This window comes from Sulfurovum lithotrophicum (assembly GCF_000987835.1).
Taxonomy (GTDB): domain Bacteria; phylum Campylobacterota; class Campylobacteria; order Campylobacterales; family Sulfurovaceae; genus Sulfurovum; species Sulfurovum lithotrophicum.
Genome location: NZ_CP011308.1, coordinates 2,110,751 through 2,126,156, shown reverse-complemented (window position 1 = coordinate 2,126,156; position 15,406 = coordinate 2,110,751). Strand labels below are relative to the sequence as shown.

Below are 15,406 nucleotides of genomic sequence, written 5' to 3'. Positions count from 1 at the left end.
TTGCTAGAAAGAGTGTTATTGAGTGATCTTTGACAACCAAATATAAGTAAACAAATCAACGTCTATTTGAGATTTAATTTTTGCACTTTTTAACAAAAAAGTGATATGAATTAACTTAAGTAGAAATAACTTAAGTGATTCTGACAATGGTTCAAACCATTCTATTTTTAATGGAGAGTTTGATCCTGGCTCAGAGTGAACGCTGGCGGCGTGCTTAACACATGCAAGTCGAACGAGAACGGCTCTAGCTTGCTAGAGTGTCAGCTAAGTGGCGGACGGGTGAGTAATGTATAGTTAATTTGCCCCTTGGAGAGGGATAGCCACTGGAAACGGTGATTAATACCTCATACTCCTTCTATGTTAATCATAGTTGGGAAACGTTTTTTCGCCAAGGGATAAGATTATATGGTATCAGGTAGTTGGTGGGGTAAGAGCCTACCAAGCCAATGACGCCTAGCTGGTCTGAGAGGATGATCAGCCACACTGGAACTGAGACACGGTCCAGACTCCTACGGGAGGCAGCAGTGGGGAATATTGCACAATGGAGGAAACTCTGATGCAGCAACGCCGCGTGGAGGATGACGCATTTCGGTGTGTAAACTCCTTTTATATGGGAAGATAATGACGGTACCATATGAATAAGCACCGGCTAACTCCGTGCCAGCAGCCGCGGTAATACGGAGGGTGCAAGCGTTACTCGGAATCACTGGGCGTAAAGCGCGCGCAGGCGGCCTTTTAAGTTGGATGTGAAAGCCTATGGCTCAACCATAGAACTGCATCCAAAACTATTAGGCTAGAGTCTGGGAGGGGAAGATGGAATTAGTTGTGTAGGGGTAAAATCCGTAGAGATAACTAGGAATACCAAAAGCGAAGGCGATCTTCTGGAACAGTACTGACGCTGAGGCGCGAAAGCGTGGGGAGCAAACAGGATTAGATACCCTGGTAGTCCACGCCCTAAACGATGAATGTTAGTCGTCGGAGGCCTAGTGTCTTCGGTGATGCAGCTAACGCATTAAACATTCCGCCTGGGGAGTACGGTCGCAAGATTAAAACTCAAAGGAATAGACGGGGACCCGCACAAGTGGTGGAGCATGTGGTTTAATTCGAAGATACGCGAAGAACCTTACCTAGCCTTGACATTGAGAGAATCCTGTAGAGATACGGGAGTGCCTTCGGGAGCTCGAAAACAGGTGCTGCACGGCTGTCGTCAGCTCGTGTCGTGAGATGTTGGGTTAAGTCCCGCAACGAGCGCAACCCTCGTCACTAGTTACTAACGGTTCGGCCGAGGACTCTAGTGAGACTGCCTTCGCAAGGAGGAGGAAGGTGAGGACGACGTCAAGTCATCATGGCCCTTACGGCTAGGGCAACACACGTGCTACAATGGGCAGGACAATGAGACGCGATACCGCGAGGTGGAGCAAATCTATAAACCTGTTCTCAGTTCGGATTGTAGTCTGCAACTCGACTACATGAAGCTGGAATCACTAGTAATCGTAGATCAGCTATGCTACGGTGAATACGTTCCCGGGTCTTGTACTCACCGCCCGTCACACCATGGGAGTTGATTTCACCCGAAGCGGGGAAGCTAAACTGGCTACCCTCCACGGTGGGATCAGCGACTGGGGTGAAGTCGTAACAAGGTAACCGTAGGAGAACCTGCGGTTGGATCACCTCCTTTCAAGAGTATAGATGATATTTCCTCACAGAGTATCATCACAATCGATAAGACGATGGTTTGTTTGCACTGTTTGTTCAGTAGCTTATGTTTGGTTGATAAAGATCATTTGGTTCTTTAAACAATGCATATGGGCGTATAGCTCAGCTGGTTAGAGTGCACCCCTGATAAGGGTGAGGTCCCAGGTTCAAGTCCTGGTACGCCCACCATATGTTTAATGCAAGTTTTCCTTGGAAAATTTGAATTAGACATTTGTCTAAAAGTTATTTAACTTATTATTGTTAAGAGTCTAACGTAATGTTGCAAAACGAGACGCGATTGATTATTTATTTAAGAGATCAAGTCAAATTTTACAGAACAATTACAATTTAACATAAACATATTGTTTGAAAAGAATTTATTCTTTGATAATGATATCTTTCATGTGCAAGAAACTCAATAAAAAAGAAGATGTAAGAATCTTCAAACTTATTAAACAACCAAAAACGAACCAAAGTGGTAAGACACAAACAGTTCATTTTGCATTTAATAAGGTAGTACCTTAGAATTAAGTCAAATTAATCTAAGGGCAGATGGTGGATGCCTAGACCAGGAGAGGCGATGAAGGACGTACTAGGCTGCGATAAGCCGGGGGGAGCTGCCAAGAAGCTTTGATCCCCGGGTTTCCGAATGGGGCAACCCGGCATGGCGTGAGTCATGTCACTCTTAGGAGAGCGAACGCAGGGAAGTGAAACATCTCAGTACCTGCAGGAAAAGAAATCAACCGAGATTCCCAAAGTAGCGGCGAGCGAAATGGGATTAGCCCTAAACTCTGTGGGGTGTTAGTAGAATAAGCTGGAATGCTTGACCGTAGAGGGTGAAAGTCCCGTAAACGAAAACTAACCATGGACTATTCGAGTAGGTCGGGACACGTGTAACCCTGACTGAAAATGGGAGGACCACCTTCCAAGGCTAAATACTACTCCAGGATCGATAGTGAACCAGTACCGTGAGGGAAAGGTGAAAAGAACCGCGGCAAGCGGAGTGAAATAGAACCTGAAACCATCTGCCTACAATCATTCAGAGCCCTATGTTTTATACAGGGTGATGGACTGCCTTTTGCATAATGAGCCTGCGAGTTATGGTGACTAGCAAGGTTAATCAAACGAGAAGCCGTAGCGAAAGCGAGTCTGAATAGGGCGCCAAGTTAGTTGCTGTAGACCCGAAACTAAGTGATCTATCCATGGGCAGGTTGAAGCTGGTGTAAGAGCTAGTGGAGGACCGAACGGGTGAAGGTTTAAAACTTCTCCGATGACCTGTGGATAGGGGTGAAAGGCCAATCAAACTTAGTGATAGCTGGTTCTCTCCGAAATATATTTAGGTATAGCGTCATGTTCGAAACATGAGGGGGTAGAGCACTGATTGGGCTAGGGCCTATACCAAGGTACCAAACCCAGTCAAACTCCGAATACCTCATGTGAATTCATGGCAGTCAGGCGATGGGTGATAAAATCCACCGTCGAAAGGGAAACAGCCCAGACTACCAGCTAAGGTCCCAAAGTTCTATTTAAGTGGAAAAGGATGTGGAGTTGCTTAGACAACCAGGAGGTTGGCTTAGAAGCAGCCATCCTTTAAAGAAAGCGTAACAGCTCACTGGTCTAGCGATTCTGCGCCGAAAATATAACGGGGCTAAAATAGACACCGAAGCTGTAGATTTGAACAATAGTTCAAGTGGTAGGAGAGCGTTCTAGTCAGCATTGAAGCCATACCGGTAAGGAGTGGTGGAGCGGCTAGAAGTGAGCATGCAGGCATGAGTAGCGATAAAACGGGTGAGAATCCCGTTCGCCGTAAACCCAAGGGTTCCTACACGATGCTCGTCAATGTAGGGTTAGTCGGGTCCTAAGCTGAGTCCGAAAGGGGTAGGCGATGGCAAATCGGTTAATATTCCGATACCAACTATTAGTTTAGTACGAAGGGGGGACGCATAGGGTTAAACGAGGTCACTGATGGAATAGTGGCTCGAAGGGTGTAGATAAGCCGGATAGGAAAATCCGCCGGCTGTTTTCGAGACCTGACAGGCTGGCTGCGCTCTTCGGAGTAAAGCCAGAATCGTTGATACCGTCGTGCCAAGAAAAGCCTCTAAGTGTATTAATAGTTGCCCGTACCGTAAACCGACACAGGTGGGTGAGATGAGTATTCTAAGGCGCGTGGAAGAACCCTGGTTAAGGAACTCTGCAAACTAGCACCGTAACTTCGGAATAAGGTGTGCCTCCTTTGGTATAGGACTTCGCGTCCGAAAGCCAAAGAGGTTGCAACAAAGAGTCCCTCCCGACTGTTTATCAAAAACACAGCACTTTGCTAACTCGCAAGAGGATGTATAAGGTGTGACGCCTGCCCGGTGCTTGAAGGTTAATTGATGGGGTTAGTTCTTCGGAACGAAGCTCTTGATCGAAGCCCAAGTAAACGGCGGCCGTAACTATAACGGTCCTAAGGTAGCGAAATTCCTTGTCGGTTAAATACCGACCTGCATGAATGGCGTAACGAGATGGGAGCTGTCTCAACCAGGGATCCAGTGAAATTGTAGTGGAGGTGAAAATTCCTCCTACCCGCGGCAAGACGGAAAGACCCCGTGCACCTTTACTATAGCTTGACACTGCAATTGGGATATATTTGTGCAGGATAGGTGGGAGGCTTTGATGCTGTGGCGCTAGCTGCAGCGGAGCCATCCTTGAGATACCACCCTTATATATTCTGATTGCTAACTTGCGCCGGTTATCCCGGCGGAGGACAATGTCTGGTGGGTAGTTTGACTGGGGCGGTCGCCTCCTAAAAAGTAACGGAGGCTTACAAAGGTTGGCTCATGTCGGTTGGAAATCGACAGCAGAGTATAATGGTACAAGCCAGCTTAACTGCGAGACGTACATGTCGAGCAGAGACGAAAGTCGGTCATAGTGATCCGGTGGTTCTGTGTGGAAGGGCCATCGCTCAAAGGATAAAAGGTACGCCGGGGATAACAGGCTGATCTCCCCCAAGAGCTCACATCGACGGGGAGGTTTGGCACCTCGATGTCGGCTCATCGCATCCTGGGGCTGAAGCAGGTCCCAAGGGTATGGCTGTTCGCCATTTAAAGCGGTACGCGAGCTGGGTTCAGAACGTCGTGAGACAGTTCGGTCCCTATCTGCCGTGGGCGTTGGATGATTGAGGAGAGTTGCCCCTAGTACGAGAGGACCGGGGTGAACGAACCACTGGTGTACCAGTTGTCCTGCCAAGGGCATCGCTGGGTAGCTATGTTCGGATGTGATAACCGCTGAAAGCATCTAAGCGGGAAGCCAACTCCAAGATGAATCATCCCTGAAGATCCGCAGAAGACTACTGCGTTGATAGGCTGGGTGTGTAAGTGATGAAAGTCATTTAGCTGACCAGTACTAATAGATCGTTTGTATTTACTTTATTCTTCAATAGGTACTACCTTGCTAAGTGCAAACTTACAAGATGTATTTCTTAAAGTTGTAATTACCAAAAACAACATTCGATAGGCTCTTAACAATACTAAGCTTCTCAAGCTTTCCATAAGCAAAGAGAATTAAGTACACAAATCAGTGTATTTACTTCTCTTAGTGGTGGGGCTAGAGGGAGGGTCATACCCAGCTCCATTCCGAACCTGGAAGTCAAGCCTCCCATCGCCGATAATACTGCAGGCTACGTCTGTGGGAATGTAGGTCGCTGCCACTTTGAGTTATCTATGACTTCTACTCTTTTTAATCATTTGTTTTATTATTGTTTGTTACTTCTTACTATAACCATATTTTTATCCCATTAACTACTTTATTCTTTTACCTCATAATGCAACTTCAATCCGTCCGACGTCATCACGAAACCTGAGATGATGATCTTTCCTTCATGGACGAGGTTGTGGTGTTTTTTGCAGAGTGGTATGAGGTTGTATTTATGGTTCTTGTGGAAGTGGTCTATCTGTCCGTCTTGATTTGCCTCTTTCTGTTCAGCTATATGATGGACATCTTCGACATTGGCATCGCACAATGCGCATTTACTGAGATAAAGCGCTTTGTTATATTTGCTGCTTTTTTGTTTTCGCAGTTTTTTGATATCGCTGTCTGAATGGTTCAGGTTTTCTCTGATGCTTTGGGCTGTTTGCAGGAAGCCCTTGTCCATATGCAGAGACTTGGCAAATTCCAGGCCGTAAAGACTGTCCCCCTGCCCAAGCTGCAGTACTCTGTTGTAAATGAGTGTATCCTTGTCTTCGTCATATCTGATGTCAAGATGCAGGAAGATGAGATGATTGAGCTTCTGCAGTTGCGGTATGTTGCCCAGCTGATGCAAATGTGTAGCAAAAATGAAAGTTGATCTCAGAGAGATCAGTTTGAGTATGGCACTTGAGACGATGGCAAGGGCAGATTCTGTCTCTGTCCCCTGGCTTATCTCATCTCCAAGGACCAATGAATGCTCATCTGCTCTATTGAAGATGTTCTTCAGTTCAAGCATTTCAATGGCAAAGGTAGAGAGTCCTTTGTAAAGATTGTCTTTGGAGACGATCCGTGTGAATAGCTTATTGTAAAGACCGAAACGAAGCTCTACTGCCGGAACAAAGAATCCGGCCTGTGCAAGTACGACCGATAGACCGATACTTTTCATCAGAGAGGATTTCCCTGAAGAGTTTATGCCGTAGAGAAGCATACCGTAGACATCTTCACCGTTGCTGGCATTGAGAGTAATATGATTGTGTGCCGTATTGTTGTTTTCTCCCAGGAAAATATCATTGGGTACATAGATGCCTCTCTCGTCATTGGCTTCTATGATGGGATGGCGCAGGCCGATCGCTTCATAGAAATTCCCTTCTTCTATGATCGGACGGGAGAGGTTCATGCTTCGGCTGCATTTGGCATTTGAGATAGCCACATCGATATTGGCAATGAAGGCAATGAGTTTGTCAAGAAGCAAAGAAAAACGATTTTCCAGCATATCGAGGCTTTCAATGTATCGCTGCTTGACGAGTGAGACCAGTTTGACCTGTGCTGTCTCATAGGAACGGGTGATCTCTTCAAAAAGCGGTGCCTGAACCTTTACGGTGTTCTTGAGATACTTGTAGTGAAAATCCTTGAAGAAGTGGTGCTGGTTGTCAATGGTGACAAATGAGTTCTTTAACTCTTTTTCTATCAGTGTAAAGCGGTTTTTTGTCAGATTGAGGTAGTACCCTTCGCTTTCCAGATAGCTCACTGTTGCATATTTTGTATTGCCGCTAAAGAGTTTGTCTTTGTTGAACAGGGCTTCAACATGCTCGGCAACTCTGTCCATCTTGTTGACTTCATTCTGCTGCTCTTTGACAATAGTGTCAATAGCCGGGTAGACACCGTTTTTAAAGATGTTGTCATTGATCTGTTCAATGCGGAAGCGTGCACAGATGTTCAGTTTAAAGGTTTCTTCAAGTACCGTAAGCATCTCCCTACTTTCATCTAGCAGTCTGTTGTCTATTTCGAGTGCATTCTCCTGCGCATCTTCAAGCAGGTTCAGTATGGACTCTAGGGACATGGCAATGTAGGTAAGTTCCACCGGATGGAGTTTGCGTAGTTTGATCCGTCGCGCTATGCGCTCAAGGTCATATATCTGTTTGAGATGGGTCTCAAAACGGTCAATGTTCGGGAGAAGTTTCTCTGTCAGGTCATAACGCTCTTCAAGCAGTTCCCTGTCGCATATGGGATTGAGCAATCTCTCTTTAAGCAGGCGTTTTCCGAAAGCTGTGGAAGTTTTGTCTATGAGGTCGAGCAGTGTGATGTCGGCAGGATCCCTTGAAATGACGGAGAGCTGTTCCATGGCATTGTTTCCGATGTACATGTATCGGCTGTTGCCAAGAAATTGCGGCCGGTTCATCTTCTCGATAATGCTTTCGTCATGCTCGATGATGAAGTCTATGAGAATAGCCAGAGACTCTGTCGTGTAGGGATGACGCTCAAGGTCCAGATATTCGATAGCGGAGAGAAAAGAGTTGATCTCGAAGATTCGGGTAAAGAGTTCATTCTGGAAAGCGATCCTGAATCGTTTTATGTTAATACTGTAGTGTAGGGATGAGAGTTCAAGATAGTGGATGATCCACTCTTTGTCTATCTCTTTGCTTTCCAGGGTGATGATGACTTCGGATGTACTGTAGGTCTGTAACAGATTAAAGGCTTCATCGAGTGCATAGGTCTTGTCATCACGTGTCGAGTGGGTTTCATTACAGATAGTCTTACCAGTACTCACGTCGATAGCGGCATACCCTACTGAGTAGATACCGGCGTTTTCATCGATTATGAGTGAGACGATATTGTTCTCGCTGGGTTCGGAAAGGTACTCGAAGTTAGTACCCGGAGAGATGATGTTTGCTACATAGCGCTTTACGTTGGGCATCTCCCCTTTCTGTTTTACGACGATAATGGTGTATTTCTTGCTAGCGATGAGCCGTGCTAAGTAGCGGTCGAGCGAAACGGTGGGTACTCCAGCAAGCAGGGGATTGGAAATGGAATTCTCCAGAATGGCTTTGCTTTTTCGTGTCAGCTGGATGTTCAGTAGTTCGGCGATCTCTTTTGCCTTGCCTATTTTCAGGTCGTCATTATTTACCTCGTAGGTTTCAAAGAAAGTACCGATTTCCATGAGGACGAGGGCGTCTTTGCCGTATTTTTCTTCAAAATAGCGCTGCAGATCGAAATAAACTTCTGTTAGAAGCTTGTTCTTCTGGGAAAGTATCTCTGCTGCTTTATCCACGGATCGCCCTCTGATTTAATAGTATAGATTTTATCATGAGGCGCGTTAAATAAAGGTGAACTGCTTCATCTTTATAGCGCCGGAACCGGAGTGGTCGGAACGAAGTGTAGCCACGAAGGCAAACGCGTTAAGCAAACATGAACTGCTTCATGTTTGTAGCTTCGGAACCGGAACGGTCGGAACAAAGTGGAGCCGTGAAGGCGAAAGTGTTAAATAAAGGTGAACTGCTTCACCGGGGAGTGTCCTAATAAACCTTTCAGATAATTTGGGTATAATATCGTCCCATTTTATGTCGATAAACGTTTAGTCTGTCGAACATGAAAAATTCTATAGGGAGTAAGCATATGCCAAAAATGAAAAGCGTAAAAGGCGCTGTTAAGCGTTTTAAAGTGAAAAAAAGCGGCAAGATCAAAAGAGGGACTGCATATAGAAGTCACATTCTTACAAAAGTCGATGGTAAACACCATAGACAAATGAGAAGTTCCAAACATGTCGATAAAGTAGATGCCAAAAACATCAAAGAGATGATCAACTAAGATATTCTTAGTTAGTCAGTATTATTTCCCCCGATCAGGGGCAAGTTCAAACAGAGAGAATGTTTGACACCGATTCTTAAGATTCTAAAAAGATAAGGTAAAGGAAAACCATGAGAGTAAAAACTGGTGTTGTAAGACACAGACGTCACAAAAGACTATTAAAACAGGCAAGAGGGTTCTACAGCGGTAGAAGAAAACATTTCAGAAAAGCGAAAGAACAACTCGAGCGTTCACTCGTATATGCTTACAGAGATAGAAGACAGAAGAAAAGAGATTTCAGAAAACTCTGGATCGTTCGTATCAATGCGGCAGCAAGACTCAATGACTTGAACTATTCTAGATTCATGCACGGTCTCAAGCTTGCAAATATCGAGCTTGACAGAAAGATTCTTGCCGATATGGCAATGAATGCACCTGAAAGTTTCGCAAAAATTGCAGATGCTTCCAAGGCGGCACTGGCCAAATAAGTCATCTTGACTATCTTTTGAGGGAGCTTTTGCTCCCCATCTCTTCCTTTTATATACCTAAATCCCTATTTTTATTTGTTTACCAAACTTCCAATTATTTTAATCGAGGCATTGTTTCTCTCATCATTTTTTTTAGATGAGAAACGTTAAGTAAATGATAACTGCTTGTCATTTATAGTTTCGGAACCGAAATGGTCGGAGCAAAGCGTAGCCATGTAGGCAGAAGTTAAAAAAACAATTTTGAGATGATTTTAGTTACAATAGCAAATAAAGAACCTACAAAAGGTATTTCATGCAGCCAACTCAGCGATTTCATACATTCCGGGAAGATTTCAGGGAACCTTTTGCAAGAGACAGGGACAGGGTATTGCACTGCAGCTCATTTCGCAGGCTTGAGTACAAGACACAGGTTTTTTTGAACCATGAAGGCGATTATTTTCGTACACGGTTGACACATTCTTTGGAGGTCAGCCAGATTGCAAGGACACTTTCACGGATGCTTGGGCTGAACGAGACACTTTCCGAAGTGATCGCACTTTCACATGACCTGGGACATACCCCTTTTGGGCATGTAGGCGGAGATGAACTGGACAGACTGTTGAAAGAGGATGGCAGGGTACTTGGTTTTGAGCATAATTTCCAGTCATTCCGGGTGTTGACAAAACTGGAGAAGCGTTACAAGGAATTTGATGGGCTCAATCTGACCTTTGCTACGCTCGAAGGGGTGCTGAAACATTCATACCCTTACAAAAAACCTTTCCTGGAAGGGCTGGATGCACGTTTTGCTCTTGACAAACATCCCTCTCTTGAAGCGATGGTCGTGGACCATGCCGATGAGATCGCCTATACTTCGCATGATATTGATGATGGTGTCAAATATGGACTTATCTCTTTTGAGGAGCTTTTGCAGGATGAACTGTGCCTGAGTGTGGATGCCATGGTACAGGAAGAGGGTGTTGCAAGAGGTGAACCGCTCTACCGTCACCGTTTTGTAGCGGGGCTCATCAAACTGTTGGTGGAAGATTTTATTGTCCATTCAAAAGTAGGTGCAGAAACATACCGGGAGGAGATGCCTATCTGCGCAACGCTCGAAGCGACACAGAAGCTGCCTATAGGCTTTTCCAAAGAAAAGGCAAGCCAGCTGAAGCGACTGAAAAAACTGTTGCTGACCAAACTCTACCGGCATGAGAAGATCGTACGAAAGATGCATGCGGGCAAACAGTGTATCAAAGGCCTCTACAAAGCATTCAGGGAAGACCAGGACCTTTTGCCTCCCCATCAGAAAGCTTTGCTGGATGTCCGTACCAAAGAACGGGTGATCGCAGACCATATCGCCGATATGACGGATAGGTACGCCATGAAAACCTATCATGAGTTGTATGGATTGACACTGCAGTGACGGTTTTTTAACACTAAAAGCATTCATTTTCTATTTACTTATCCAAATCCGTAGTTTGGCTTATATTAGCGCAAGAATACCCTTGTAATTCTTATGAGATTGATAACTACATATTAATTAATTTGAATTTCTATTAATTTTTTGTTAATTTAAGGTAAGACTTAAGGTTAATTGTTTAAACTGTATTTGCATGTTTTTTGGACAAACATAAAAAATCACAGGAGTAAACATGAAAAAAATGGTAACTATGTCGCTTGTAGCGGCTGCAACTACTTTTGCATTCGCCTCAACTGCAGACGATATCGCAAATCTTCAGAAACAGATCGATCAACTCAAAGCTAAAACAGGGAAGATCAACGCTCAGTCAGCAAACGACAACATTAAATGGGGTGTAGACTTCAGAACAGCGTATGACAATATCAACTATGATATGGCTAGTGGGAATTCATATGGTAATGACTCACTGCTCAGCATGAGACTTTGGCTGAACATGGCGTATGCACCGGATACACATAATGTATTTAAAGGTCAGCTTTCTATGAACAAGGCATTCGGTGCAAGTTTTGACAATCCTATGCTTCGTCCATTTGATTCTTTTGACTGGACAAGCAATGAAGCACTTCGTGACAACACGTTGCATGTAAGACAGGCATACTGGTTGTACCTTGGAGACAAAGCATTCGGAGCAGACATTCCTTGGACATTCTCTATCGGTAGAAGACCTTCTACTAATGGTTTTTTGGCAAACTTGAGTCAGGACGATGCGGCACAGTCACCGCTTGCTCACGTGATCAATGTTGAATTTGACGGATTGAGTTCAAAACTTGATCTTTCAAACGTTACGGGTGTGCCGGGTATGTCATTCAAGGTATGTCTTGGATATGGTTCTACGAATGCCGTTCCACTTATCGGTACATCAACACCAAATGCAGATGTTGAAATGAACGGTATGGAAGACATCAAACTGGGCGGATTCATCTTTGAGCCATACAATGACGGTCAGTTCATTGTAAAAACAACTTGGTATAGAGCTTTTGACCTTCCTGATATTAATCTTGACGGATTTGGAAACTGGAATGGTACTATGAGTCAAGTAGGTGATATGGACGGTGCTGCGATCTCTGTTCTGGTAGACGGTATCACGGAAGATGGTTATTTTGCTGATGCAAAAGTATTTGCTTCATTGGCATGGAGCAAAACACGTCCGAATGGAAATACTGTTACTGTTCCTAATGGAATGGGCGGTACAATCAATGCTCCAGGAATGCTGGGGTCTATGGACAATGAAACAGGAACTTCCTGGTGGGTTGGTGCCTACCTTCCAGTAGGTGAGGGTTCTGAGTATGGTACACTTGGACTGGAGTTCAATCACGGTTCAGAACACTGGAGACCATTCACTTATGCAGAAGACACAATGATCGGTTCGAAGCTTGCTGCACGTGGTGATGCATGGGAAGTGAACTATACATACCAGATCAATGAAGCAATGAGCTTCCAGGCAAGATACGTAGCTATTGATTACGATTACAGCGGAAGTAATGGTTTCTTTGGTAGCTCTTCAGGAAATCCATTAACTATGGATCAAGCAGTTATGTACGGTATGGGTGACATGGTTGCTGATAAGGCACAGGACTTCAGAGCGTATCTCAGATACAGATTCTAAAATTATGTAACAAAGGGCTTGCCCTTTGTTGCTCCTCTTCCGTATAGCCTGACTATATCTCATATATTTTTATTACTATAATCTATTTGATTGATATAAAATCATGAAAAAATATTTTCTCTCTCTATTTTTCTCTATAACTATTATTATATAATACAATTAAAAGAAGTTCAGTTATAATAATATGTATTGATTATGGAATCATATTAAATACGATTATTGCAAAGTAATATTCAATTAATATAACTATGCAATAATGAAATTGAAAGGGAAAGAATGAAATTTTTGAAGAGTTTCTTGGCAGTCATAGGTGGCATAGTTATCATTGGCGCAATTGTTGCATATGTAAAGTTTGACTTGGGCGATAAGATGGAAAAAGCTTCAAAGCTTGACCCTAAAGCAATAGGTGCTTATATGAACATGTTCGACAAAGTACTTACAACAGGTAGGGCTACAGATGCTATGGTCAGAAGGGTGAAGATCGACCCGGATGTTTCTACCGAAGATGTTGTAGAAGCTATGAGGAGTATCGCAACCGATGCGAACATGGTCCAGGTCGGTGATTCCCATATGTCTGATAAGTCGATCAAAGATGGTAAAGGCAACAGGTACATCAGAATCTTGCACTACTGCAGTCCGAGTATTGCAAAACAGTTTATTGATTATTCTTTGGCATTCGGTGCTTTTATGCCATGTAGAATCCTTATCGTAGAAGATGACAAGGGTGATAGATGGCTGATTACCATGGCGATGGAGCTTATGCTTTTTGGCGGGCACACGCTGCCTCCTGAAATGATGACGAAGGCAGAACATGTAAGAGATACTATGTATAAAATGATGGATCTCGGTGCGAAAGGTGATTTTTAGATTCTATAAGTATAAAATACTTTATATTATTATAGTTTCTTATGTAAAACATTAAAGTTACTAAATGAAATATTTTTTAACTAAATTGTAGTTTTTAATAAATTGACTTTACAATTAAGAGAAAAAATATTATACTTGGCAACGAAAATTTATTTTCAAATAGTGAAAATAAAAAATTTAAAATAAGGTTGAAAATGAAAAGAGTAGTTTTTTCTATGCTATTGGCTGGTGTTGGTCTTGTGGCTGCTGAAGCGCCCTACAAATCTGGTTTGCTGTTACCGCCTCAGGCCGATAAAATTTATGCAAAAGAGTGTGCGATCTGCCATGGAAAAGATGGTAAGCAGACAAGCTTTACGGGGATAGCAAGAGCATCCTATGCTCCAATTGCCGGAATGGATACAGCTGTACTGGCCAAAATGCTGAAAGAGTACAGAGGCGGTATAAAAGCAAAAGATTACCAGTTCCCTAACAAGTACGGCTATGGTGCGGTAATGAAAAGTGCAACGCAAGACCTTTCCTGGGAAGAGATCGATGCTGTTGCCAAATATGTCAACGGTTTAAAGTAAAGGATAGATATGGATAATAAGTATATTGAAAAAATGTTATCGAAGATGGATAAAGACTTGTCAGCTCACGGTATGAGCAGAAGAGATGCGATGAAAATGGCAGGTCTTTCCGGTGCCGGCCTTTTTATGGGCGGTGCTACAGGTGCGCATGCTGAAGAAGAAAAGAAGATAGAGAAAACTGATGCTAAAGGCAAGATAGTCATCCTCGGTGGAGGACTTTCAGGTATGAGTACCGCGGCAAGACTGACACTTCACCTTGACAATCCTGATATTACAGTGATCGAACCTCAGGAACTCTCAGTATCATACCAGCCGGGCCAGACACTTGTCGGTGGCGGAATTTGGGATGAAGACGATATTGCCTTTAAAAGAGATGATTTTCTGCCGGACGGTGTAAAAGTGATCAAGGAGAAAGGTATACTCTTTAATCCTCAAAAGAATCAGTTGACTACAGACAAAGGAACAGTTGTCTCGTACGACTACCTTATCATTGCAATGGGTCTGCAGCTTGACTTTGAGAGAATCAGAGGACTGGAGGAAGCAGGTCGTGCATACTCTGCCGGTGACAACGAGAGACTTCTTAAAGCGCTTGGTGATGACGGTATCTGTTCGATCTATACGGCCAAAGGTGCAACCAAAACCTGGGAGCAGATGCAAAAGTACATCGCACAGGCCAAATCCGGCAAAAAGACAAACTTTGTTTTCACGCATCCCAATACACCGATCAAATGTGGTGGTGCCCCAAAGAAGATCATGTATTTGACCAATGCAAGGCTGAAAGAGGCAGGCGCAAGAGAGAATGCAGAACTTACATTCTATCCAAACGGTGGAGCGATGTTCGGTGTGCCTGAGTATCATGATGCCATCCTCGGACAGTTTAAAAGGGAAAAATTCAAGTGGCACTACAGACATAATCTTATAGAGGTAGACAAAGAGAAAAAAGAGGCTGTATTTGATGCTAAATGGCAGGAAAAAGGTCCATGGGATCCTGTTCTGAAAGATTTCGAGGTTATTCCAAAGCATGAAAAAAGAAGAGTACCTTATGACTTCCTGCATGTAGTGCCACCGCAGATCGCTCCAAGAGAGATCGCGGAATCAGATCTGGGTTCTGCCAAAGGCTGGGTACCTGTAAACAAAGAGACACTTCAGCATATCAGATATGAGAATGTATTTGCTATCGGCGATATTGCTCAGGTACCGATGGGTAAAACAGGCGGATCTGCAAGAAAGCAATACAAAGTGCTTGTAGATAACCTTATTTCAGTTATGAACGGTAAAAAACCTGAAGCCAAGTATGCAGGCTATACGGTTTGTCCATTGATCACCGATATCGGTACGGTCATGCTTGCAGAGTTTGACTGGACAGTAAAACCGACACCTTCATTCCCGCTTGACCCGACGGTTGAGAGATGGATGTGGTGGTTGATGAAAATTTATTTACTGAAACCGATGACTATGTATGGAATGCTTTCGGGTAGAGCATAACACATGGTAGAAG

9 protein-coding genes, 1 tRNA gene and 3 rRNA genes are annotated in these 15,406 nt (G+C 43.9%); 12 read left to right on the top strand and 1 reads right to left on the bottom strand.

Going from position 1 to position 15,406, the window contains the following annotated elements:
• The first annotated feature begins 167 nt into the window (after window positions 1–167).
• The 4 genes from YH65_RS10495 (at window position 168) to rrf (ending at window position 5,386) form a co-directional block, all read left to right on the top strand.
• Window positions 168–1,678, top strand: a 16S ribosomal RNA gene (locus tag YH65_RS10495).
• A gap of 129 nt (window positions 1,679–1,807) precedes the next feature.
• Window positions 1,808–1,884 (top strand) — tRNA-Ile (locus YH65_RS10490).
• 341 nt (window positions 1,885–2,225) lie between these two features.
• Window positions 2,226–5,104 (top strand): 23S ribosomal RNA (locus tag YH65_RS10485).
• A 166-nt stretch (window positions 5,105–5,270) separates the two neighbouring features.
• A 5S ribosomal RNA gene (rrf, locus tag YH65_RS10480) occupies window positions 5,271–5,386 on the top strand.
• The 16S, 23S and 5S rRNA genes sit together here with 1 tRNA gene alongside, the layout of an rRNA operon.
• A gap of 93 nt (window positions 5,387–5,479) precedes the next feature.
• On the opposite strand, the gene YH65_RS10475 is transcribed toward rrf, so the two are convergent.
• Window positions 5,480–8,410 carry a MutS-related protein gene (locus YH65_RS10475; protein WP_046551828.1) on the bottom strand — a complete coding sequence of 977 codons (2,931 nt, stop codon included), beginning with the start codon at window positions 8,408–8,410 and terminating at the stop codon, window positions 5,480–5,482.
• A 55-nt stretch (window positions 8,411–8,465) separates the two neighbouring features.
• Here YH65_RS10475 and YH65_RS11510 point away from each other — a divergent pair, with 55 nt between their 5' ends.
• The 8 genes from YH65_RS11510 to YH65_RS10440 all read left to right on the top strand — a co-directional run bounded on the left by YH65_RS11510 (window position 8,466) and on the right by YH65_RS10440 (window position 15,393).
• Window positions 8,466–8,627, top strand: coding sequence for a hypothetical protein (locus YH65_RS11510; RefSeq protein ID WP_154806498.1), 162 nt, complete (start codon window positions 8,466–8,468; stop codon window positions 8,625–8,627).
• A gap of 127 nt (window positions 8,628–8,754) precedes the next feature.
• Window positions 8,755–8,946 (top strand): 50S ribosomal protein L35, encoded by a 192-nt coding sequence (gene rpmI / locus YH65_RS10470; RefSeq protein ID WP_046551827.1) that lies wholly within the window; start codon window positions 8,755–8,757, stop codon window positions 8,944–8,946.
• A gap of 110 nt (window positions 8,947–9,056) precedes the next feature.
• Window positions 9,057–9,413, top strand: a complete 357-nt coding sequence (gene rplT / locus YH65_RS10465) for a 50S ribosomal protein L20 (RefSeq protein ID WP_046551826.1) — start codon at window positions 9,057–9,059, stop codon at window positions 9,411–9,413.
• Window positions 9,414–9,705: 292 nt separating this feature from the next.
• Window positions 9,706–10,812 (top strand): deoxyguanosinetriphosphate triphosphohydrolase, encoded by a 1,107-nt coding sequence (locus tag YH65_RS10460; protein ID WP_046551825.1) that lies wholly within the window; start codon window positions 9,706–9,708, stop codon window positions 10,810–10,812.
• Between the two features lie 229 nt (window positions 10,813–11,041).
• On the top strand, window positions 11,042–12,475 hold the full coding sequence (locus tag YH65_RS10455) for a DUF3373 family protein (RefSeq protein ID WP_046551824.1): 1,434 nt from the start codon (window positions 11,042–11,044) through the stop codon (window positions 12,473–12,475).
• Between the two features lie 276 nt (window positions 12,476–12,751).
• A complete protein-coding gene (locus YH65_RS10450; protein WP_046551823.1) occupies window positions 12,752–13,342 on the top strand; it encodes a DUF302 domain-containing protein in 591 nt (196 codons plus the stop codon).
• Window positions 13,343–13,536: 194 nt separating this feature from the next.
• Complete coding sequence (locus YH65_RS10445) at window positions 13,537–13,908, top strand: c-type cytochrome (protein ID WP_046551822.1); 372 nt, start codon at window positions 13,537–13,539, stop codon at window positions 13,906–13,908.
• 9 nt (window positions 13,909–13,917) lie between these two features.
• Window positions 13,918–15,393 carry an NAD(P)/FAD-dependent oxidoreductase gene (locus YH65_RS10440; protein ID WP_046551821.1) on the top strand — a complete coding sequence of 492 codons (1,476 nt, stop codon included), beginning with the start codon at window positions 13,918–13,920 and terminating at the stop codon, window positions 15,391–15,393.
• Window positions 15,394–15,406: the final 13 nt, after the last annotated feature.